General features: G+C 58.7%; 28 protein-coding genes and 3 tRNA genes. 19 read left to right on the forward strand and 12 right to left on the reverse strand.

The window, feature by feature from the left end:
* The first annotated feature begins 70 nt into the window (after nucleotides 1-70).
* From HNQ66_RS06355 to HNQ66_RS06385, 7 genes are all read left to right on the forward strand, one after another.
* Nucleotides 71-877 (forward strand): DUF2213 domain-containing protein, encoded by an 807-nt coding sequence (locus tag HNQ66_RS06355; protein WP_184141986.1) that lies wholly within the window; start codon nucleotides 71-73, stop codon nucleotides 875-877.
* Nucleotides 874-1,206, forward strand: a complete 333-nt coding sequence (locus tag HNQ66_RS06360) for a hypothetical protein (protein WP_184141987.1) — start codon at nucleotides 874-876, stop codon at nucleotides 1,204-1,206. The genes HNQ66_RS06355 and HNQ66_RS06360 overlap by 4 nt, the downstream gene beginning before the upstream one ends.
* Nucleotides 1,207-1,223: 17 nt before the next feature.
* Nucleotides 1,224-2,891 carry a tape measure protein gene (locus HNQ66_RS06365; protein ID WP_184141989.1) on the forward strand — a complete coding sequence of 556 codons (1,668 nt, stop codon included), beginning with the start codon at nucleotides 1,224-1,226 and terminating at the stop codon, nucleotides 2,889-2,891.
* The gene (locus tag HNQ66_RS06370; RefSeq protein WP_184141991.1) at nucleotides 2,891-3,547 is read left to right on the forward strand and encodes a Gp138 family membrane-puncturing spike protein; all 657 of its coding nucleotides are present in this window, start codon (nucleotides 2,891-2,893) and stop codon (nucleotides 3,545-3,547) included. The genes HNQ66_RS06365 and HNQ66_RS06370 overlap by 1 nt, the downstream gene beginning before the upstream one ends.
* 11 nt (nucleotides 3,548-3,558) lie before the next feature.
* Complete coding sequence (locus HNQ66_RS06375) at nucleotides 3,559-4,053, forward strand: hypothetical protein (RefSeq protein WP_184141993.1); 495 nt, start codon at nucleotides 3,559-3,561, stop codon at nucleotides 4,051-4,053.
* 87 nt (nucleotides 4,054-4,140) lie between these two features.
* Nucleotides 4,141-4,728, forward strand: coding sequence for a hypothetical protein (locus HNQ66_RS06380; RefSeq protein WP_184141995.1), 588 nt, complete (start codon nucleotides 4,141-4,143; stop codon nucleotides 4,726-4,728).
* Between the two features lie 22 nt (nucleotides 4,729-4,750).
* The gene (locus HNQ66_RS06385) at nucleotides 4,751-5,185 is read left to right on the forward strand and encodes a DUF3102 domain-containing protein (RefSeq protein WP_210308690.1); all 435 of its coding nucleotides are present in this window, start codon (nucleotides 4,751-4,753) and stop codon (nucleotides 5,183-5,185) included.
* 47 nt (nucleotides 5,186-5,232) lie between these two features.
* Here the strand turns inward: HNQ66_RS06385 and HNQ66_RS06390 are convergent, their stop codons facing one another.
* Entirely contained in the window at nucleotides 5,233-6,291 is a 1,059-nt protein-coding gene (locus HNQ66_RS06390) for a type I restriction endonuclease (protein WP_184141997.1), read from the reverse strand.
* A 589-nt stretch (nucleotides 6,292-6,880) separates the two neighbouring features.
* A tRNA-Cys gene (locus tag HNQ66_RS06395) sits at nucleotides 6,881-6,954 on the reverse strand.
* Nucleotides 6,955-7,243: 289 nt separating this feature from the next.
* Between HNQ66_RS06395 and HNQ66_RS06400 the strand changes: the two genes are divergently transcribed.
* Entirely contained in the window at nucleotides 7,244-7,564 is a 321-nt protein-coding gene (locus HNQ66_RS06400; RefSeq protein ID WP_184141999.1) for an RcnB family protein, read from the forward strand.
* A 44-nt stretch (nucleotides 7,565-7,608) separates the two neighbouring features.
* Here the strand turns inward: HNQ66_RS06400 and HNQ66_RS06405 are convergent, their stop codons facing one another.
* Both HNQ66_RS06405 and HNQ66_RS06410 read right to left on the reverse strand, forming a co-directional pair.
* Nucleotides 7,609-8,085: a DUF2938 domain-containing protein gene (locus HNQ66_RS06405; RefSeq protein ID WP_184142001.1), complete on the reverse strand. Its 477-nt coding sequence runs from the start codon at nucleotides 8,083-8,085 to the stop codon at nucleotides 7,609-7,611.
* 69 nt (nucleotides 8,086-8,154) lie between these two features.
* A complete protein-coding gene (locus tag HNQ66_RS06410) occupies nucleotides 8,155-8,433 on the reverse strand; it encodes a hypothetical protein (protein ID WP_184142003.1) in 279 nt (92 codons plus the stop codon).
* Nucleotides 8,434-8,596: 163 nt separating this feature from the next.
* Between HNQ66_RS06410 and HNQ66_RS06415 the strand changes: the two genes are divergently transcribed.
* A tRNA-Asn gene (locus HNQ66_RS06415) sits at nucleotides 8,597-8,671 on the forward strand.
* Nucleotides 8,672-8,845: 174 nt separating this feature from the next.
* Here the strand turns inward: HNQ66_RS06415 and HNQ66_RS23815 are convergent.
* Nucleotides 8,846-8,920 carry a DUF2934 domain-containing protein gene (locus HNQ66_RS23815; RefSeq protein ID WP_210308699.1) on the reverse strand — a complete coding sequence of 25 codons (75 nt, stop codon included), beginning with the start codon at nucleotides 8,918-8,920 and terminating at the stop codon, nucleotides 8,846-8,848.
* Nucleotides 8,921-9,074: 154 nt separating this feature from the next.
* Between HNQ66_RS23815 and HNQ66_RS06425 the strand changes: the two genes are divergently transcribed.
* Entirely contained in the window at nucleotides 9,075-10,250 is a 1,176-nt protein-coding gene (locus HNQ66_RS06425) for a hypothetical protein (protein ID WP_184142005.1), read from the forward strand.
* 236 nt (nucleotides 10,251-10,486) lie between these two features.
* Here the strand turns inward: HNQ66_RS06425 and HNQ66_RS06430 are convergent.
* The 3 genes from HNQ66_RS06430 to HNQ66_RS06440 form a co-directional block, all read right to left on the reverse strand.
* Nucleotides 10,487-10,563 (reverse strand) — tRNA-Arg (locus HNQ66_RS06430).
* Between the two features lie 6 nt (nucleotides 10,564-10,569).
* Nucleotides 10,570-10,758: a hypothetical protein gene (locus HNQ66_RS06435; protein WP_184142007.1), complete on the reverse strand. Its 189-nt coding sequence runs from the start codon at nucleotides 10,756-10,758 to the stop codon at nucleotides 10,570-10,572.
* Nucleotides 10,755-11,099, reverse strand: a complete 345-nt coding sequence (locus HNQ66_RS06440; RefSeq protein WP_184142009.1) for a hypothetical protein — start codon at nucleotides 11,097-11,099, stop codon at nucleotides 10,755-10,757. The genes HNQ66_RS06435 and HNQ66_RS06440 overlap by 4 nt, the downstream gene beginning before the upstream one ends.
* A 93-nt stretch (nucleotides 11,100-11,192) precedes the next feature.
* Between HNQ66_RS06440 and HNQ66_RS06445 the strand changes: the two genes are divergently transcribed.
* The 9 genes from HNQ66_RS06445 (at nucleotide 11,193) to HNQ66_RS06485 (ending at nucleotide 15,488) form a co-directional block, all read left to right on the forward strand.
* Nucleotides 11,193-11,423 carry a helix-turn-helix domain-containing protein gene (locus HNQ66_RS06445; RefSeq protein ID WP_184142011.1) on the forward strand — a complete coding sequence of 77 codons (231 nt, stop codon included), beginning with the start codon at nucleotides 11,193-11,195 and terminating at the stop codon, nucleotides 11,421-11,423.
* Nucleotides 11,420-12,061, forward strand: coding sequence for a hypothetical protein (locus HNQ66_RS06450; protein WP_184142013.1), 642 nt, complete (start codon nucleotides 11,420-11,422; stop codon nucleotides 12,059-12,061). The genes HNQ66_RS06445 and HNQ66_RS06450 overlap by 4 nt, the downstream gene beginning before the upstream one ends.
* A complete protein-coding gene (locus HNQ66_RS23420) occupies nucleotides 12,058-12,594 on the forward strand; it encodes a hypothetical protein (protein ID WP_210308702.1) in 537 nt (178 codons plus the stop codon). Before HNQ66_RS06450 ends, HNQ66_RS23420 begins: the two co-directional genes overlap by 4 nt.
* 385 nt (nucleotides 12,595-12,979) lie before the next feature.
* The gene (locus HNQ66_RS06460) at nucleotides 12,980-13,312 is read left to right on the forward strand and encodes a hypothetical protein (protein ID WP_184142015.1); all 333 of its coding nucleotides are present in this window, start codon (nucleotides 12,980-12,982) and stop codon (nucleotides 13,310-13,312) included.
* Between the two features lie 7 nt (nucleotides 13,313-13,319).
* Nucleotides 13,320-13,679 (forward strand): hypothetical protein, encoded by a 360-nt coding sequence (locus tag HNQ66_RS06465; RefSeq protein ID WP_184142017.1) that lies wholly within the window; start codon nucleotides 13,320-13,322, stop codon nucleotides 13,677-13,679.
* Nucleotides 13,680-13,780: 101 nt separating this feature from the next.
* Nucleotides 13,781-14,044, forward strand: coding sequence for a sunset domain-containing protein (locus tag HNQ66_RS06470; protein WP_184142019.1), 264 nt, complete (start codon nucleotides 13,781-13,783; stop codon nucleotides 14,042-14,044).
* 755 nt (nucleotides 14,045-14,799) lie between these two features.
* Nucleotides 14,800-15,009, forward strand: a complete 210-nt coding sequence (locus tag HNQ66_RS06475) for a hypothetical protein (RefSeq protein WP_184142021.1) — start codon at nucleotides 14,800-14,802, stop codon at nucleotides 15,007-15,009.
* Nucleotides 15,010-15,075: 66 nt separating this feature from the next.
* On the forward strand, nucleotides 15,076-15,240 hold the full coding sequence (locus tag HNQ66_RS06480; RefSeq protein WP_184142023.1) for a hypothetical protein: 165 nt from the start codon (nucleotides 15,076-15,078) through the stop codon (nucleotides 15,238-15,240).
* Nucleotides 15,237-15,488: a DUF982 domain-containing protein gene (locus HNQ66_RS06485; RefSeq protein ID WP_184142025.1), complete on the forward strand. Its 252-nt coding sequence runs from the start codon at nucleotides 15,237-15,239 to the stop codon at nucleotides 15,486-15,488. The genes HNQ66_RS06480 and HNQ66_RS06485 overlap by 4 nt, the downstream gene beginning before the upstream one ends.
* An 8-nt stretch (nucleotides 15,489-15,496) precedes the next feature.
* On the opposite strand, the gene HNQ66_RS06490 is transcribed toward HNQ66_RS06485, so the two are convergent.
* The 4 genes from HNQ66_RS06490 to HNQ66_RS06505 form a co-directional block, all read right to left on the reverse strand.
* On the reverse strand, nucleotides 15,497-15,841 hold the full coding sequence (locus HNQ66_RS06490) for a hypothetical protein (RefSeq protein WP_184142027.1): 345 nt from the start codon (nucleotides 15,839-15,841) through the stop codon (nucleotides 15,497-15,499).
* Nucleotides 15,838-16,248 (reverse strand): hypothetical protein, encoded by a 411-nt coding sequence (locus HNQ66_RS06495; protein ID WP_184142265.1) that lies wholly within the window; start codon nucleotides 16,246-16,248, stop codon nucleotides 15,838-15,840. Before HNQ66_RS06495 ends, HNQ66_RS06490 begins: the two co-directional genes overlap by 4 nt.
* On the reverse strand, nucleotides 16,245-17,183 hold the full coding sequence (locus tag HNQ66_RS06500; RefSeq protein ID WP_184142029.1) for a glycoside hydrolase family protein: 939 nt from the start codon (nucleotides 17,181-17,183) through the stop codon (nucleotides 16,245-16,247). The genes HNQ66_RS06495 and HNQ66_RS06500 overlap by 4 nt, the downstream gene beginning before the upstream one ends.
* A 202-nt stretch (nucleotides 17,184-17,385) precedes the next feature.
* Nucleotides 17,386-17,811: a hypothetical protein gene (locus HNQ66_RS06505; protein WP_184142031.1), complete on the reverse strand. Its 426-nt coding sequence runs from the start codon at nucleotides 17,809-17,811 to the stop codon at nucleotides 17,386-17,388.
* Nucleotide 17,812 lies beyond the last annotated feature (1 nt).

The raw sequence follows: 17,812 nt of genomic DNA on the forward strand, positions 1-17,812 counted from the left end.
GCGGCGAGGAATGGGCTCTTCTCCTCCCTCGGGTTCCTCGTCGCCGCTTCACTCACGAAAGGACGCCAGCATGCGCTTGCAGGACAAACTTACAATCGACGGCACCCGCCGCACCCGCGACGGATACATGACTGTGAATGCCCGTGTCGCTCGCGCCGACAATGTGCAGGTCTACGCCGGGTGGGAAGTCGGCAAGCCGGAGATGCAAACGGTGCGCGTGTTCCGGCCGGCCGACGAGGTGTTCAGCACCGATACCATGCAGAGCTTCGCGCATCGCCCTGTCACCCTCGATCATCCTGACGAAGCGGTCAGCGCTTCCAACTGGCGCGACGTCGCCAAGGGCTGGAGCGACGGCGAGGTGGCGCGGGACGGCGAGTTCATCCGCGTCTCGATGCTCCTGGCCGACGCAACTGCGATTGAGGCGGTGGAGAAAGGCCAGCGGGAGCTTTCCATGGGGTACGATTGCACCTTGGACTGGACCGCCGGCAAGTCGCCCTCCGGCGAGGCTTACGACGCCGTGCAGCGCGGCATCCGCTCCAATCATATCGCCATCGTCAAGCAGGCTCGCGGGGGTGCTGACCTTCGGATCGGCGATAGCGGCCATAAGAATCTTGCTACGGTGGAAGATGCCGAGCGCCGCGCCATGCGGGATAGCGTCAAGGGAATGCCGCTCACCGATGCCATGGCACTGCCGCTCTATGACGACATTCGGGGCGTGATCGTGTCGGGGATGCCGGCTGAGCGGTATTACGCGATCCTTGACGGTGCGAACGTGGGCGAACATCGGCGAAGCGCCGAGGAGATCGCCTGCGATCAGGCCTACACAAAGATGGTCGCCGATCTGAACAAAGCCTATCGCGGTGGAGGAACTGAATGAGGCTCTTTCCCGCAATCGATAGCGAGCCGGCACCAGCCTACACCGACCCGGCCGACCTCGCGTTCTTCGAGGCCCACCCGGAGCGCAGCTATCGAGCGCGGGCACCTTTCGCGCGGGAGATATTCCAAGCCCTCAGCCGGGGTCATTGTCTCGATCTGGAGCCCGGCCAATCCCTTGCGGTGATCGTCACCCGCGTGAGCAATACCTTCATCACTACGCTGGCCAAGGTCCGTCTCGATCAGCCCGGCGTCTACCCCGACAACGACGACGACATTCGCGGTGGTTTCAGGGGGCCGCGTCCCGTCGCACCAGCCGGCATCCCGGCATAAGGAAGGAGGAGGCCGATATGGGTACGGCGATAGATGAACTGTATGCGGTGCTCGGCTGGAAGCTGGAGGGCGAGCAGAACCTGACGCGGTTCCAGAAGGGGCTTGATAACGCTACGAAAAGCATTTCAGTCCTTGGGGTCGCAGCCGGCACTTTCATCGGCAACCTAGCGACCCAGGCATTCTCAAAGCTCGGCAGCGCCATCGGATCTCTACCGGGTGATGTCATTGGCATCTCCGCGAAGTTCGAGACGTTCCAGGCCACTCTTGAAACGGTGGAGGGCAGTTCCGACAAGGCCCGGGCCGCTCTCGACTGGATCAGCGACTTCGCCAAGCGGACACCCTACGAGGTCGAAGAACTGACTGCAGCGTTCGTGAAGCTCCGGGCCTACGGCCTCGATCCGACGAACGGTCTCATGGAAGACCTTGGCAATGCATCATCGGCTATGGGGAAGACGCTCAATGAGGCTGTGGAGATGATCGCTGATGCTGGCACCAACTCGTTCGAGCGCATGAAGGAGTTCGGCATCACGGCGAGCCAGGCCGGGGACAAAGTCACCTTCTCTTGGGATGAAAACGGCAAGACCGTGACGAAGACTGTCAAGAAAACGAGCGAAGAAATCCGAAAATTCGTACAGGAAACTTTGGGGAAACGCTTCTCCGGCGCGATGCTCAGGCAGTCGAAAACATGGGAAGGCATGATGAGCAATCTCGCCGACACATGGACGGATTTTCAAAGGAGGATTGGCGACGGCGGTTTCTTCGAGACGGTTAAAAACAAGCTGGCCGGCGTGCTCGACTACCTCGGAAGACTCGACGCGGACGGGACGCTTGACCGTTGGTCGAAAAGCCTTTCCTCGGCCTTCACCTGGGCCGCTGACACCATAGGCCGGCTCGCCGTCACGTTGGGCCGCGACCTCGGCTCCATCGGCGAACTGCTCAACAAGTACAAGGGCGCATGGGAGTGGTTGAAATGGGTTGTCGGTGCGATAGCCGTCCGGCTCTTCCCGATGACGACGCTGCTTGTCGGGGCATATTTGGCGCTCAATGAGCTGCTGACCTACATGCGCGGCGGCAAGTCCGTCATCGGTGACTTCCTGGAATCGCTGGAGGGGCTGACCGGCATAGACGCGGACAAGATCAGCGAGATTGTTGGCACCCTCGGCGGCATGGCTGGACTGGCGCTGGCGGCCGGCGGCGTGGCGTTGTTTGCCATGTCGCTGAGTCCGCTGACGAAAGCTCTGTTGCTCTTTGCTGGGGCCTACACCGCTGCGAAGGCAGGCCTGGAGTTTCTGTCCAGCCAAGACATCATGGGCGACAACAAGAAGGCGACCGACAATCCGCGCACCAAGCCCGGCTATATCGAGCAGACGGGCGAAGTCCTCTATATGGACGGGAACCGTATCGTTGACCGGCCAGCCGAAAATCCCACGGCCGGCTTCACCAAGGATGCGCTAGACTGGAAGTTCAAGATGCAAAACCTGGAGGGGAATCTGGCGAAGATGAACGGAGCGGCACAGACCGTCATCAACGACAACGCCGATAGGTCCATCAATGTGAAGGCCACAGCGTCGGTCTCCGTCACAGAAGTGAACCAGGCCGCATCTGCCGCCGGCCGCGAGACTGAAAACGCAGTTCGCAACGCTCTCACCAGCAAGCCTCGCCTTCTCAACAAGGGGATGTATTGATGACCGGCTATCTGGGTAAAGTCGCGTACACGGAAGCCGATGTGATCGGCACAAGCTCCCTGAACGAGGTTGGGAGCATCTGGGGGGAGATGCCCGGCCGTATCGTGTCATTCGACCCGGTTACTCAAACGGCGACGGTAAAAGCTCTCTACAGGCCGAACGTGAATGGCGTGGCCGTGGACATTCCCGAGTTGTTGGAGGTGCCGGTGCGCTTCCCGCGCGTTGGCGGGTTCGTCATGACCTATCCAGTGAAGCCGGGCGATAAGGTGAACCTCCGCCCCCAGATGCGAAGCACCGAGTCCTACGAAGGCGATGATGGGTTTGAAAGCAGCGATGCCAGAATGTTCCACATCTCGGACATGCAAGCCTTTCTCGACGGCGGCGAGCCAGTCGGGAACCCCATCCAGAATTTCAATTCCTCGAACATGGAAATACGGTCGGCGGACGGGCAATTCGCTATCGAGATGAGCGAGGACGGGAAGTTCAAGATCCGGGGCAGCGAGGGCAACGTTTACGACCTCCTCGCGCAACTCGCGGAATTGCTCGGGGCTGAGACAACGACGGTCTCAGGCGGTTCGTCATCCGGTATTTGGCCGCTCACTCATCAGGCACAGTTTGCCGAAATCGCCGGCAAGCTGCGGGCAATGGCACTTTAGGGGAGGCGAGATTGCTTACTGTCCGGGCGATCCGCAAGAAGCGCGGGAAGGGCGTTAAGGGTATATCCTCACTGCTTCCCGGCCCCAATTCGGTGAGAGTGGGTTTCTGGAAAGGCGAGACAAATCCCATCGATATCGAAAAAGCGATCTACCAAGAATTCGGAACGAGGGGCGGTGCTTCCGGCGGAGGTTGGGGCGGTCCTATCCCCGAGCGTCCCTTTATGCGGGATGCGTTGCGCGACGGGCGAGAGGCGAACCGTGCGCTGCTCAAGAGCGAAGCGCGGCGTATCGTTCTAGCTGCCGTTCGGGGGGCGAGCGCCGCCGACGCGAAGCGCATGGCCCTTCGAAGGCTCGGCATCAAGATTCAGGGTGATATACAGGCGAGTATCGCATCGCTGACCACACCACCGAATAGCCCTGTTACGATTGCGCTCAAGGGATCGAGCAATCCCCTAATCGACTCAGGCGAACTACTTCAATCAGTCTCATGGATTGTCGAGACGTAGATAACACTTTTTCGCTTAACTCGAATTGTGGGTATTCGTCACGCAGTATAATTAAAAGAGTGTCTTTTCGCGCTAGAGGAAGCGACGATGGTAACTAAGGCAACACTTCTGAAGATGGACCCTGACATTCGCGCCTTTACGCTTGTGGGCGCGTTCATGGGATACTTTGCGGTTCTTGAGCTTGGTGTTAACGAAGCACTTTCAAAGGTGCTTGGTCTTGAAGTTGCAGCTTCAGTGGTAGTCTCCAGGAATATGTCATTCGATGACAAACTAAAAACGCTGCGCGCTTTGGTTTCACGCTTCACCATTAGCGAGTCCAAAGCCAAGGAGTTTGACGAATTAGTCAAGAGAGCGCGAAAGTGCGGAGAAATTCGAAATACTATTGCCCACAGCCCATTTCGTCGCAGTGAAAAAACTGATGGCGTTGAAGTTTTTGTCGTATCTGCCAATTCATCCCTGAAGTTTATCGAAATGGATTGGTCTGTCGACCGTTTCCTGGGGCAGATTGATGAGATAAACACGATAGATAACGAGCTTCGTGCGATAGAGAAGACAGTGGCTATGCACCGAATTGGGGAGGCTCTTCTGAATCTCGGAGAAAGGGAGAGTGCAGACGGCGAGCAAGTCGGCGGGCTTCTGACGCTTGGGAAGCTCATCATGGAAGGTGAAATTTAGGGCCAATCTCGGAGGCTTAGGAATGATCACGGAAATTGATGTCGATGGCGTTGGCATCATGCGCCACCTCAACAACTGGCAGGTAATGGCAATCCGAAAGATGGCGAACTCGAAGCGACGGTCCATTGCCGAACTGGCCTTCGGTCTCGGCATGACGGTGCGCCAGTTCCAAGACCTGTCCGTTTCCCACCAGAACGCCGCCAGGGAGGCACACAAGCGCCTTTACAGCCCGGAGGCATTCAGCCCGCCCAAACCAGAGAACGCGCCTATGCGGCTCCCACGGCCCTATGAGCGGGTGCCGGAAAACAAGATGGCCGCTTTGGGTGCCGAACTCCTACAGGTCAAGCGCAAACTGCCCCACGGCCATTTCCGTTTGTGGGTGGAGGAGAAGAGCGGGATTTCCTACAGCCAGGCGCAGCGGTTCATGCGGATGGCGAAGGAAGCGAAGGCCGCATAATGTGGGAAGTTGCCACAATAAACGGCCCTCGTATTCCGGCTTTGCAGTTAAGAGGGGGCGGCGTATCGCTTTGCTGTTTCCCTTAGACGCTCTGCATGATCGTAGATGTGATCGAGCGAGTCGATAATGACGCGATCCTCGTTATCACCGTCGAAGAGACCAATGTATTTGACGGCCCTGTTGAACCACAAGCGCGCCAACGGACGACGGTTATTGTTGTCGATCAATACGGCGCAGTAAGATTTCGCGTCTCTCATTGCCACTCGCTTGGGGCTGATCGTATCGCGGACGATAGCCTTAACAATCATGTAGCCTTCACGCTCTTCATCGGTGGTAACCACATCCGGTTCGTCGTCGGCAGGATCATCGATTTTTTCAATGACCTCCTGCGTATCAGCAAGTGCGCTTGAAAGGCGGCTTTTCACGGAATCCATAATTACTTCTCGAAACGCGGCTCTGACGATGCCCGTGAACATCTCTTTCACCTGGGCTCGCATCTGCCCCTCATAGACATTGCGAGATACGATCCGCACGAACTCCTCGGTCGGTTCTTCGATTAGCTTGGCGATTTCCTGCTTTACGCCTGAGGTATATTTCAGCCGTTCCGCCGTGGCCAAAATCGCAGAAACGTCGAACGAACCCTTCTCGAACTTCCGAAGTTCTGCGAGAATTCCTGCATTGAAGTCTGTCACATCGAAGACGAAGAAGGGCCTGGTATCGAGCTTATTGGCTGCTTCCAAGTCAGTGTAGAAATTGAAGGTCCGACCGTTTGTCAGAATCGCAAACTTCGCGTTCGTGACGGTAAAGTACCGGAAAAGCTGATCCAAATGCTTCTTTTCAAGTTGCACGGAAATCGGCTTGCACTCGATTAGTATGCGAATATCGCCGTCGATCTTGATGGCGTAATCAACCTTCTCGCCCTTCTTGCCTACCGCATCAGCGGTGAATTCCGGCACTACTTCAGTCGGATCGAAGACGTCATAGCCGAGGGATCGTAGAAATGGCAGGACAACTGCGGTCTTGACGGCTTCTTCGGTTGCCATGGTGCTTGAATGCGATTTGACGCGTTCGGCAATCGCGCGAAGGCTCTCTTCGATGGTGCTCATATCCCCTCCAGAACATTCCCCTTGAAGGTGAGTACACTGGCAGGGCGCACGCCAGAGTCAAGCGGGGCGTAATGAACGTAGGCCCCCGAGAAGTGCTTGGACTTCAGAGAAATGCATGGCTTCGCCTGACCATGCATCGGGAGCGGGTTCGTGTTCATAGTCCAGTTCTTGGTGCGTACGGCCACGCACGATCTTCACCGGGAATGGGATCCTCAACTCCTCGCCGTCAACTTCATCATAGATGAAATCTTCAATCTGATAATCTGGATACCGTGGGCTAGAAGTTAGTAGCAGACGGACTTGGCAATCCCTCTTTAGCCCTGTCATGTTGCCAAGGACCATGCGCACGAACTCTGCCGGCGCTTTCAATTGATCGGCAATGCTTCGGAGGGTGGCACCATTTGGCAACATGGAATGCACGCTGCCAGAGCGTGTCGCGTGTTGCAATCCATGTCGCACGGATTTGCCGAGCGTGGAAGGAAACCATTGAAAATCAAGGGAAGTGAGTTGCAACACAATGCAACACGAAACCGGCAAGTTTGCCGGTTGTCTTGTCGTCTATCGCATTGATATTATTTTGGTATTTGAGTGGAGGCCTCGCCCGGAATCGAACCGGGGTGCAAGGATTTGCAGTCCTCTGCGTAACCACTCCGCCACGAGGCCATCCGTTTGCTTTAAAAGCGAGTGGTGCCGGGCGTTTAGAACGAATTGAGAGAGGGCGCAAGGGGCATGTGAACCGAATGCGGTCCTTTTTTCGAAAGACCACACTTTCCCGGGCATCCGGCGGCGGAAAGCCGGGGTTTCCACTGCGGCCGGGGCGCTGCGATTTGCCGGCGTCGCTTCCGCCTTGGAACTAAACGGCTGTTTTCCTTACCAAAATGTAATGTTGTATTCATTTCCGGTTCATGGGGCCGGCCCTAGGTTCCTCTCATCAACAACGAGGAAGCCTCCCATGAAACTCTTCACCCGCACTCTTCTCGCCGCCGTCGCCCTTTCGTTTGCCGCCGCGCCGATGGCGCAGGCCCAGCAGTACGGCCATGACCGCAAGCCCGGCTATTCCTCGTCCTGGCACAAGAAGGAAGTCCGCAAGCAGCGCCACTGGCGCAAGGGCGAGCGCTATTCCGACTGGAAGCGCCGGCCGGCCGTGCGCGACTACAAGCGCCATGGCCTGCGCACGCCCTCCCGCGGCCAGCAGTGGGTGAAGGTCGACAACAACTACCTGCTGCTGAGCATCGCCACCGGCGTCATTCTCGGCGTCGCCGCCGCTCATTGATCCTTCGGGCAAGACGCCGCAGCGATGCGGCGTCTTGCCTTCACTCAGGAAAGAACGAGCGCCGTTCCGTAAAGCCCTGCCGCAAAGACGGTGTGCGCCACGAGATTGAGGGCGCGGACCGTGCCGGCATCCGGCAGTTTCGACGCCGCAACGCCGATGCCAAGGCCCGGCTGCAAGAGAAACCAGCCGGCGCCCACCGTGACGATGCCGAGGATGAAGGCCGGCAGGAAGGTGGGAGCGGCAAACCAGCCCGGGCCGACGATGACGGCAAGGATTATCCCGTAGAGGATGCCGACCGCATAATGGCCGATCCAGCCGAGCGCCCGTTCATGCGCATAGGGCTCGGCCTTGCCGATATCGTCGTGGAAGACCGTTCCGTTCTTCAGGTGCCAGAACCAGCGGCCGACGGGCGCCCAGTTCGGCTTCGGCCGGCCGAAGACGGCCGTCAGGACGATCGCCCACAGATCCATGAGGATCGTCGCCCCTACGCCGATCGCGATCGCCTTTACCAGCACGTCCATGCTCATCCCCTGCCCGAAGCCCTTTTCGCGTTTAGAGCAGGTCCGTTCGCCTTGCGCAACGTGGCGGCGTTATCGGTCCGCCTTGCGGCGCCCGGCCCACCAGACGGCAAGCCGCCGGCGCTGGCGGCGGACGAAATGGGAATCGTGCGAGAGGACGAGAAGGCCGAGCGGCACCATCCAGAAGCCGAGCACGGGCAGGAAGCCGAGCAGGCCGCCGCAGACGAGAAGGACGCCGATGGTCCTGCGCAGCCAGCGCGATTGCGGCAACTTCAGGCGGAATTTGCCGAGGACGATCTCCTCCGTGCGAGGATCGATCCCGAAATGCATGTTGGATTTCCGTTCCGCCATTTACCGCTCATTCCGCTGCAAAGCCCGGTTTTCCGGGGTTTAGTCCCCTGCAATTGGAGGCTTCTCCACAATCAATCAAGGCCGGTGCATTTTTTTGTCAAAAAGCGCTTGGCAAATCGATCCAGCATTTGTATTACCCGCTCACTCCGCGGCGAGCGGATGATCCCTGGTAGCTCAGCGGTAGAGCATTCGACTGTTAATCGACAGGTCGCCGGTTCGAATCCGGCCCGGGGAGCCAGTTTAAAAAGTAAGAGCCCGTTATCGTTGAGAAATCCGATAGCGGGCTTTTCTTTCCCCACAAATCTTCCCCGCTTTTGAAAGCCGTTTGGTTTAAAGGTGGAGTCGAACCTCAGCGACTTGGATTCGTGGTGGCTGCAAGAAATACCGAATCCGCCGCCACCGACTCGTCGGCCTACTCATCAATTTCTTTCTCGGCTCGCAGCCAGTGATCGAGACTGCGGCCATAAGGCAACCCTCTTTCTGCCAAAGCTCGAATGCCATCGGTTTGATCTTTATGACGTTACGATGGTCGCCCGGGCCCAGGTAGAAAGATTTTCTTTTGCGTTTCGGCGTGCCATCCTACCGTGATAAAATTGTTACGTGTCGACCGAGGCTTGAGCAGGATGAATGCACAAAGACTTTTGAAGCTTCTGGTCGAAATGGATAACCGCATAGCTAGAATTGTTAAAGAGCTAAGGGTCGGCGGCGCAGGGTTCCCCATCTCCAATGAGTTGCTGTCCCGGCTAGCTGATATGCGAGCGGATCTTCGCCGGTTACACGGAAAGATCGACACCCTATCCATGGGAGATGTAGAAAGTTTGGAACGCGGTATCACGCGCATTTCCGAGCTGTCTGACCAAACGATGCGGACTACGATCGCGCGAGTATCACCGGGTGATGCACTTAGAGTGACTGAAACACTGAGGGCGCTCAGCGAGGGAAGCGTGCTGGCCAACTACACTGGCGGGCTCAGGATTGGCCTAATTCAGATTGAGCCAGATGAATTCATTGAGCGCGTTCCTGGTCAAAAGCTGGCAGCCTTTCAGTTTGGGTTTGAAGACAACACTCTTGTGGTCGTCGACCAGCCCATTTTGGCAGCAGAGCGAGAACACGGCATCGCGGAGGCAGCACTGGAGGCGGCGATCGAACAAGGTGATTACGTCGTCGCCGATTTGCAGACCAGCAATGCGTCACCACGCCTTAAGGACGCTTACTCCCGTCTCCAGATGATGATGAGCTCGCACAAGAACATCGTTCAGATTGGCGCGCGAGCGCAGATATGCAGCCGAATTGTGCAAGCAGAGGTAGACGAGCTTTCGCCCGCTCTTTTTGGCCTGCTCCTAGGTCATGTCGAAACTGTTTTCGCTGCCTTGTCCCAGTTCAGCGATTGGCGGGAGTATTGCGAGAATGCGTCGACTGTAACGCTTGATCGAAACGCGATAGATGACCTGACACGTGTTACAGCACAAATAATCGCCGATATTCGGCAGTCGGGTGTGACCCACCCGAATGTAGTCGACGCTCTTGAAACCGCAACTGATTGGGTCGCTCAACCGGCTACTGTCGATAAGCGGGACGTCTTCTCCTTAACGCGAACACTTGAAAATCTGTGGTCCATAGTCGTGAAAGCTACGCTCTCAGTAGGTGGAGAGACCCTGTCCGAGACGCGCAAGCTGGCGGCGAAAACCGTGCTGATATCCCTCCTGGTGGTTGGTGCTGGGGCGGTACCCATTATCAGTAAAGTTCCAGGTGGGGAGTGGGTGCAAACCGTGTACAACTATCTGCAGTCGATGGGCTTTAAACCCGGGGCTAATTAGGTGTCGAAGCTTTTGCAAAAACCGCCCGCTCCTGCGGTGGTGAGAGCGAGCGGCGTTGGGCTGGACTGACCCGGGCGCATCTGCATCTTACAGCGTTCGCATACCGACAGGCTTCCGCCCGGGTCAGTTGAACCGCGCCACGGCTGCCATGCGCCGTCGCCTCGCGGTTCATAGTCGCCGAGCGCGCCGGACGTGTAGGGCCGGTGGTGATCGCGCTTCAAGGCTCTGGTAAAGGGTGGTGGACCGCCCCGGACTCGAACCGGGAACCTCCAGGATAGAAAGCCGGTGCGCTATCCAGTTGCGCCAGCGGGCCGAAAGGTCAGACGTGAGGATATTTGATGCCGGTAACCACCTGCGGCACGAAGTCCGGCGCAATGGTCATGGCGCGATCGCCCGTCTTCAGGCAGTAGAGGTCCAAGCCAAGCCCGTGTTCATTATAGGTGGCGATATAGCGCTCGCGGCCGATGAAGACGATCGAGCCCTCGGGGTAAAAGTCGCGCCAGGTCATGCGGATTCCCCCTCAATGTCCAGACCGACCAGACGGCGGTACATATCGACCCCCTCACACCCGAATTCATCGATCTTGATGACGCGCAGCGCATCGAGGTCAGACCGCGTCAGGCGGACCAGATGCGGGTTGCCGTCGTAGCAAATCACGTCGAAATCGTTGCCGCGGATATCGAGGATAAGCAGCGGCCAGTTCTGACCGTCCATCTTCGCGAAGGTCACGCAGTCGCCGACGCGGAAGCGCGCCGGATTCGGGCCGCGAACGTGCGCCAGATAGCGGGCGATGGTCTTCGGGTTGTTTCCGTTCTTTAACGGACTGTTAGGTACGTTTTGCTTCGGCATGGGCCACCTCGTTGCGTCTGTTCTGAAATCGGTATACCGTACTGATATCCGAACATTATCGGTACGTCAACAGGAAATCGGTACGGTGTCACGATGAATGCAGTTCAGTGCAAAATGGCGCGCGCCGCGCTGGGTCTCGGCGTGAGAGAATTAGCAAAACTCGCTGAAGTGTCCGTCGATACCGTATCCCGCCTCGAGCGCGGCGAGGAGCTCATGCCCCGCACCATCACCACCATCCGCCAAGCCCTGCAATCTGCCGGCGTCGAATTCATCAATGATGATCGTGGCGAGGGCGTCGTAAAGCTGCGCGATCGGCAGGATTGAGCCTCGACTACACCATAAGGCTCTATGAGCTGTTGCCCGATGGGAAACTGGAGGCCCTGGGCGGCGGGCCAATCAGTCGCTTCGTTGGGGCATGCCCCAACGTGGGAGACACGATCGCCCGCCGCGAGATCCTCAGCGAGACCTTTCAGTTTTACAGTGTTCAGCGTCGGATATTCGTCGACAGTGCCGACGGAGACGAAGGGTGGGCCGTGGTGATACGTGCCACTGATGCGTCGCCGTTCCTAACCAAAGTCGCAGAAGAATGGATAGACGAAACGAAATTCTGGCGCGAAGTCGACGAGCAAGAAAGGCGCGAGGAATATGAGAAGGCCGCTGCGACAAAAGGCACGATAGAGTGGTCACGAAGGAATACCGCGGAGCGAGCCAAATATCGGCCGCAATATGGTCTCGACGGCCGAGAAATGGGCGTCCTGCGCTTTATGTCCAAGAACCGAAAACGCAATACCATTGACCGCATCCCGCAGGCTGGCGAAAAGACTATGCGGAAACTTTCTGAGATCGGCGTTGTACGAGCTGGCGAAAACGACCCTCGTGGGGAGCAACAATGGTATCTAACGAAGGAGGGGCGCGCAGAGTTAAAGCGGTGGGATACATGGACGAACTGGAAGTATGAGTGACCGATCCCCTCTCGAAGCTCCCGCTCTTCGCCACCGACCGTGAGATCGCCACTGCCGTCGTCGGAAAGGAGCGCGCTGCGATGTATGTGAAGGTGGTCATCCCCATGCTTGAGCGGCAGGGCTTCCCTAGAATCGACCCGCTCCACGATGGCAGACCAACACTGTTAGTTCGCCGGTTCTACGACGGCTATCTCGGGATCACGGCAGGGTTCCAGGTGGCCGCTCCGGACGGCGAGGAGAATTTGGGTGTGTGGAAAGGCCGGCGACAAGCGCGGAACGAGCGCAAACCACAGCTCGACCTCAACACCAGATGCGTGAACGCCCTTCGCTACATGGTCGAACATCCCGACGTGACGACGAGCGCGGAAATCCCCGGAGCTACTGATTTCACGATGCGGGAACTGGTCGATAAAGGCGCGCTCAGAGAAGGAAAGAAAGACACGCAAGGCGATCGCACCTGGATCGTTCTGGATGCCGGTCGCGAGGAGATTGCGCGTTACAACGACTGGCATGGCGGAAAGCGGCGGCGATAGAGCAAGTACCCGACTCGGAACAATACAAGAACGAAACTCTGCAATTGATCTGTGGATTAGGCCGTTCTGCATAAGGCGACACAAAGCGGGTTGCGTCATAATACACGGGTAGTTCGGAGGAAGCGGGTGCGTTGACACCGCAGCATTTCCCGCCCCCCCCCGACTACTGGCGACACCCGCCGAAGATGAGGACGTTTGCCGCGTCCTCATCTCTCGGGCGTCTTCAGCATTGTGCGACACGTTTGCCGGCAAGGCAAAAGCGAAAGTGGATTTTCCAACTTTTTGTTCAGGCCAGAACGCTATTGGTCGGCCATTCGCACTATTGCCACCCCTCGACAACCCCAGATCGATCTGCTTTGATCAGCGCGCAATTCTGGGGGACACAATGAAATTCAAATACCTTGCCGTCGCGCTCGCCGCGGCTACTGCCACATCGTGTGCAAAGCGCCCGGACGCAATCGTGCCGGCAGACATTCCGATGGCAGCCTATACGCCGCAAAGCTGTTCTTCGCTTCAAACCGAACTCGCCAAGGAGCGGGCCGCTCTCACCGCGGTGTCCGCCGAACAGCAGAACGCGGCAAACGGCGACGCCTTTGGCGTCTTCCTGATCGGCGTGCCTATGTCGAGCACGTTCGGCGGCGACAAGGAAGGAAACGTTGCGGTTGCGAAGGGGAAGGTGCAGGCAATCGAGAATGCTATGAAGAGCAAGGGGTGTTGAAGTGCCGGTGAGTAGGCGTGTGATCGGTTGCGTCGCCGCCTTCGCGGTTCTCTCCCAGGTGCCTGCCGGTGCCCAAGAGAACATAACGCCGGCCGAAATGATGGCAAGGCTGAACAGTATGCAGACCGCGAGAGAAGCAGGACAGATCATCGCGACTGCCGACGCCTGCGGCTACACGCTCAATCCAGAAAAGGTGTCCACCTTCATGAGGGACACGTTGGCGGAAATGGATCAATCCGCGCGAATGGTGTTTCAGTCTGCCGCTGGCGCTCAAAAGATCCGCATGGGAGAAATGTCCGAGATCGAGCGAACCGGAGCTTGCGCACTGCAAGCGAAACTAGCGAAGAAAATGGGCTTGATGAACTGATATGCAGCCAGCCCTCACCGGCGGGCCTTTTCGTGCATGCGCCGACAACTTTATGTAATGTAGAAACCGGCAGGAAACACCCAACGGTTATCCTTCCGGGAATGAGCAACTTCACCTTCCTCGTCATTGGCGCGTCGGTCGCCAGCTTCCTAGCTATCGGCGGGTACTCCCTCGTCCCGCGCGAGATCTACGACCCGAGCTGCAATATCAAGGGCAACGTCTCCTACAACGGCGGCCAGCGGATATATCATGTCCCGGGTCAGCACTATTATGACGAGACCCGGATTACCTACACGAGGGGCGAGCGGTGGTTTTGTTCCGAAGCTGATGCCAAGGCTGCCGGCTGGTGCCGGGCCGGGTACTGATCTAGCACAGCGGTCATTGTGACCGCAGGTCTCGAACGCCCGGGATTCTTTACACACTCCAGTTGACTCATTCCGGAATGAGAACATACTAGGAACACGTCGGTGATGCCGCCGCCCACCATACACCTAGAAGCAGAGCCCTACTGTGATACCGACGCAGGAGAACGACGACGTGTACCCACTCGAAAGAGGACGAGAGGCTGATGAAGTTGATGCAGCGCTTGCCTGGCACGATGGCGATGTACGCGCCACCGTCGCCACCCTGCTTGCTGACTGCGCGTATTTGCGCTGGCAACTGGAGCTTGCGAGAAGAGCGATGGGCCGAGGATTTGTTCGCGGATGGGAGCCCCATGCGGCGCGCGGCCTAACCGAAGGCGACCGATAGCTGGCGCGATGCCATGGAGAAGAAAATACCGCTGGGTGCGCACTGTGCCCGATCAAGCGAAGGAAGACTGGTCAGCATTCCATGACGGCCTTTACATCGGTCGGATATCACTCGACCAGACGAGCTTGAAACGGGGTACGTATATGTGGAGCGGCGGCTGCTCTGAATGGCCGGGTTTCAAAAGGCCCCTGCCCCACTCGGGGCGCATGCCAGAAGCGTGGCGGGCCGCGAAGGCGGTTGAAGACTGGTATGATGAGGGATTGGAGCGCACGGGGCCGCGGCCGGCGATTGTCGCACAAAACATCGGAGCGCTGGATGAGGAAGGTCTGCCACTCTGGTTGAGGTAACCGACTCGGCGTAGAGGATAGACATGGCTGTAGACGACCGTACCCCGACACACCCCGCCGCCCCTGTTCATGCCGAACACTATTGCGAGCACCCCGGTTGCAACGATTGGGGCGGCCTGGGTTATGCCCGGATGAAAGGCGAGCCGGGAAGCTGGTGGTGCGCGCGACACTACCCACATTGGCGCGATGACGTGAAGGCCAAGTATGCGGTGGAACCCGAAGCGTTGAAATGAAGGGAACAATGTAGTCCGGGCCACGCTTTCTCCAACGCCCCCGGGACGGTGTTCGTGAGTACGTAGATGCGCCAACGCTTCAACATTATCGGCATGTGCCTGCTGGCGATATTCATCGTCCTATTCGGGTCGATTATCGCTATGCCGCTGCTGTCGGATACTCCTAGCGGTCCACTTGAAATCAACGTGGACGCCGTGGCGGCGACAGGGGACGGTGGAGACACACAATGAACCGCAGCTACTGGTCTCGCCCCGTCACCTTCGAAACGACGACACTGGGTGTCTACCGCACAATCTCAAGCACGGCAGAGGCGGCTCGCGTTCTGCTCGACGACTGGCCGGTGGACGAAGGGGCGGCATGGTCCGTGGCGCAGCAGAAGTGCCTCGTGGCGCTGGAAGGCGGGATTGACCACGAAGAAGCCAGGCAGGCGTTCCTAAAGGCTGCGGAAGAGGCAGGGGTATTTGTCAGGGATTCGTGAGGGAGCCCCTACCCTGAACGCCCCGCCGGCCTCGCCTCATAGAGGCGGTCCAGCCGCTCGCCAAGGCTGTCGATCCTGTTGCCGACGCCCTCGATTGCTCGCATGATCTGGGCCGTCTGTTCCTGCATCCCCGCCTTGGTGACGTAGGTCTCTGCGGTATGCAGCTTGTGGTCGGCGAGCTCCTGTCGCGTCAGCGCGGCAAGAGCGTTTGCAGCGGCGGCCATGCCGGAGGCTTCCGTTTTGGCCTTATCCACCTTGCCCTCGATCCGCCACCAGATGCCCCAGAGCGTACCGGACACGATAATGAAGAAACCGATGCCGCCGACCAGTTGCGCCCATAGTTCTGAGGTCATTTCTTGCCCCCAATCGCCTTCGCGATCAACTGTGCGCCGGCAACGCCACCGCCTACATAGAAGATGTTCGCGAACACGATGTCCGCATATTCCTTGAGTTGCGGCGGGAGGGCCGAAACGTCCGGCAGGGTGCCGTTGAACAGCGAGTCCGTCATGCCCCAGCCGAACCACGCCGCGGTCGGCACGGCGGCAATGAGCCACGGAATCCAGAACGCCTTGTGCTGCATGCCCTCGCGCACGACCACCGCGTTGTTCGCCTGCGCCGCCATCTGCGCCTCGATGGCCTTGATGGACACGTCCGCCTTGATGCGGTCGGCATCATTCGCGGCATTGAGCTTGAGCTCGTAGGCACGCGTGAGGGCGGTGGCGAGATCGCCACCGAGCCATTTCAGGATAAGCTGGATCAAACCGCCACCTCCTTACCACGCCAGGTGTTGACCCACCGTGCAATGATGTCCCGCTTGCGGTAGACGACGTAGCCGACCACGGCGACAGTCACGCCCGCGGCGATCCAGCCCCAAGGCAAGCCAGCGGCGAGCGCAAGGGCGCCGGAACCAAGGGCGGAGCCCGCACCCTTGGTGACGACCTCGCGCACCGTGGCGGCGTCGCGCCGCAGCTGAGAAAGCGTTGCCGGCCCGATAACGCCGTCCGCCACAAGATGCGGGTGCGCTTTCTGGTAGGCTATCACCGCAGCGCGCGTCTTCTCTCCCATCCAGCCGTCGATGGCGCCAGGATTGAAGCCCTTGCTGGTCAGGATTTCCTGCGCTTCCTTGACGATCGGGTCGGGCTTGGTCTTGGTGGGTGTCGCCGTGCGCGGCTCGCCTTCCGGCTTGCTCGACGTGACGCCGGCATAGTTGCCGTTCAGGAAGAGATTGGCCTCCTCCTTGCGACGACGAACGAGACCGGCAGGCTTCTTGCCGCCAGCCGTGTTGTAGTGGCTGCCGAGGTATGCGGCGGCTTCCTTGATCTTGCCTGCCCGCCAGAGCGTCGCCCACTGCCAATCCATGGCCCCTGTGCCGAGATTGTAGATCGCGCTGACCGATGCATCCATCTGATGCTGCTTGCGGTCGGCTGGACTGTTGGCGACGACGGCGGGCTCGAATTCGGCGGCGAGAACCTCGAGCAGGATTTCGTCGGACTGCTCCGCGGTAATCTTCGTCTTGCCGGGCACGAGCTTGGTGATGCCGCGTTTGCCCAGAGCAGCGCGCACGGCCTTAGAGCGCATGGTGAAGCCCTGCCCGATCGTCGGCTCGTTGACCGAATCCAGATAGCAGGTCAGCGGATTGCCTTCGTGGCCACGCAGAAACGCGCGGCCACGCTGGGACGTGGTCGTGATGGTCATTGGGGTGTCCTAAATTAAACGCCCAAGATCGCCGCGCCATTCGGGATGGTGCGGTTCATGGTTCTGTCCTTGGTTGGTGACGCTAGGCCTGCCGGGCGGATTGCCCGCTTAACTATTGCTGGTACAAGGTGGGCTGCTCACGGTGGGTACTGCGTAAGATCGTGAGGGGACCCGGTTGAGCGATACGAGGCGTTCCCGGGTCTCAATCGGGCCAGACGATGGGCGGCAGTTCTGTCAGGAAGTCTTCTGCTGTTGGCTGATCCCGCTGGCCGGCCTGCACCTTGGCAAGCTCTGAATAGGCATAGGCCCATACTTCATCGCGCCATGCGATGAAGGCGACAGATTCAGCCGCCCACCGTGGGTTCGTGGACGCGGTGTAGGAGGCGAGCGTCACGCCGTCGCGGAAGAGCTTCTCCTTCGCGGTGGCGTCGATCATGCCTTGGATGGCGTTCTCGTAGTCGGTGAGGCTTGGCGCTGGCGGCTGATATGGCGGGATGGTGTTGCCTTCCGCCTCCCATTCGGCGATCATCTGCCGATGGCGGTTGGTCAGGTCATCTGGGACGCTCCATCGCTCACCGTCAATCGTGATTTCAACACCGCCAGTAGAATTAAATCCGTGAACAATCATA

The organism is Shinella fusca (assembly GCF_014203155.1).
In the GTDB taxonomy this organism is placed as follows: domain Bacteria; phylum Pseudomonadota; class Alphaproteobacteria; order Rhizobiales; family Rhizobiaceae; genus Shinella; species Shinella fusca.

What these genes read in the sequence shown, in the direction of transcription:
- HNQ66_RS06355 (WP_184141986.1), top strand. Translation starts at nt 71, where the DNA reads ATGCGCTTGCAGGACAAACTTACAATCGACGGCACCCGCCGCACCCGC.
- HNQ66_RS06360 (WP_184141987.1), top strand. Translation starts at nt 874, where the DNA reads ATGAGGCTCTTTCCCGCAATCGATAGCGAGCCGGCACCAGCCTACACC.
- HNQ66_RS06365 (WP_184141989.1), top strand. Translation starts at nt 1,224, where the DNA reads ATGGGTACGGCGATAGATGAACTGTATGCGGTGCTCGGCTGGAAGCTG.
- HNQ66_RS06370 (WP_184141991.1), top strand. Translation starts at nt 2,891, where the DNA reads ATGACCGGCTATCTGGGTAAAGTCGCGTACACGGAAGCCGATGTGATC.
- HNQ66_RS06380 (WP_184141995.1), top strand. Translation starts at nt 4,141, where the DNA reads ATGGTAACTAAGGCAACACTTCTGAAGATGGACCCTGACATTCGCGCC.
- HNQ66_RS06385 (WP_210308690.1), top strand. Translation starts at nt 4,751, where the DNA reads ATGATCACGGAAATTGATGTCGATGGCGTTGGCATCATGCGCCACCTC.
- HNQ66_RS06390 (WP_184141997.1), bottom strand. Translation starts at nt 6,291, where the DNA reads ATGAGCACCATCGAAGAGAGCCTTCGCGCGATTGCCGAACGCGTCAAA.
- HNQ66_RS06400 (WP_184141999.1), top strand. Translation starts at nt 7,244, where the DNA reads ATGAAACTCTTCACCCGCACTCTTCTCGCCGCCGTCGCCCTTTCGTTT.
- HNQ66_RS06405 (WP_184142001.1), bottom strand. Translation starts at nt 8,085, where the DNA reads ATGGACGTGCTGGTAAAGGCGATCGCGATCGGCGTAGGGGCGACGATC.
- HNQ66_RS06410 (WP_184142003.1), bottom strand. Translation starts at nt 8,433, where the DNA reads ATGGCGGAACGGAAATCCAACATGCATTTCGGGATCGATCCTCGCACG.
- HNQ66_RS06435 (WP_184142007.1), bottom strand. Translation starts at nt 10,758, where the DNA reads ATGACCTGGCGCGACTTTTACCCCGAGGGCTCGATCGTCTTCATCGGC.
- HNQ66_RS06440 (WP_184142009.1), bottom strand. Translation starts at nt 11,099, where the DNA reads ATGCCGAAGCAAAACGTACCTAACAGTCCGTTAAAGAACGGAAACAAC.
- HNQ66_RS06445 (WP_184142011.1), top strand. Translation starts at nt 11,193, where the DNA reads ATGAATGCAGTTCAGTGCAAAATGGCGCGCGCCGCGCTGGGTCTCGGC.
- HNQ66_RS06460 (WP_184142015.1), top strand. Translation starts at nt 12,980, where the DNA reads ATGAAATTCAAATACCTTGCCGTCGCGCTCGCCGCGGCTACTGCCACA.
- HNQ66_RS06470 (WP_184142019.1), top strand. Translation starts at nt 13,781, where the DNA reads ATGAGCAACTTCACCTTCCTCGTCATTGGCGCGTCGGTCGCCAGCTTC.
- HNQ66_RS06475 (WP_184142021.1), top strand. Translation starts at nt 14,800, where the DNA reads ATGGCTGTAGACGACCGTACCCCGACACACCCCGCCGCCCCTGTTCAT.
- HNQ66_RS06480 (WP_184142023.1), top strand. Translation starts at nt 15,076, where the DNA reads ATGCGCCAACGCTTCAACATTATCGGCATGTGCCTGCTGGCGATATTC.
- HNQ66_RS06485 (WP_184142025.1), top strand. Translation starts at nt 15,237, where the DNA reads ATGAACCGCAGCTACTGGTCTCGCCCCGTCACCTTCGAAACGACGACA.
- HNQ66_RS06490 (WP_184142027.1), bottom strand. Translation starts at nt 15,841, where the DNA reads ATGACCTCAGAACTATGGGCGCAACTGGTCGGCGGCATCGGTTTCTTC.
- HNQ66_RS06500 (WP_184142029.1), bottom strand. Translation starts at nt 17,183, where the DNA reads ATGACCATCACGACCACGTCCCAGCGTGGCCGCGCGTTTCTGCGTGGC.
- HNQ66_RS06505 (WP_184142031.1), bottom strand. Translation starts at nt 17,811, where the DNA reads ATGATTGTTCACGGATTTAATTCTACTGGCGGTGTTGAAATCACGATT.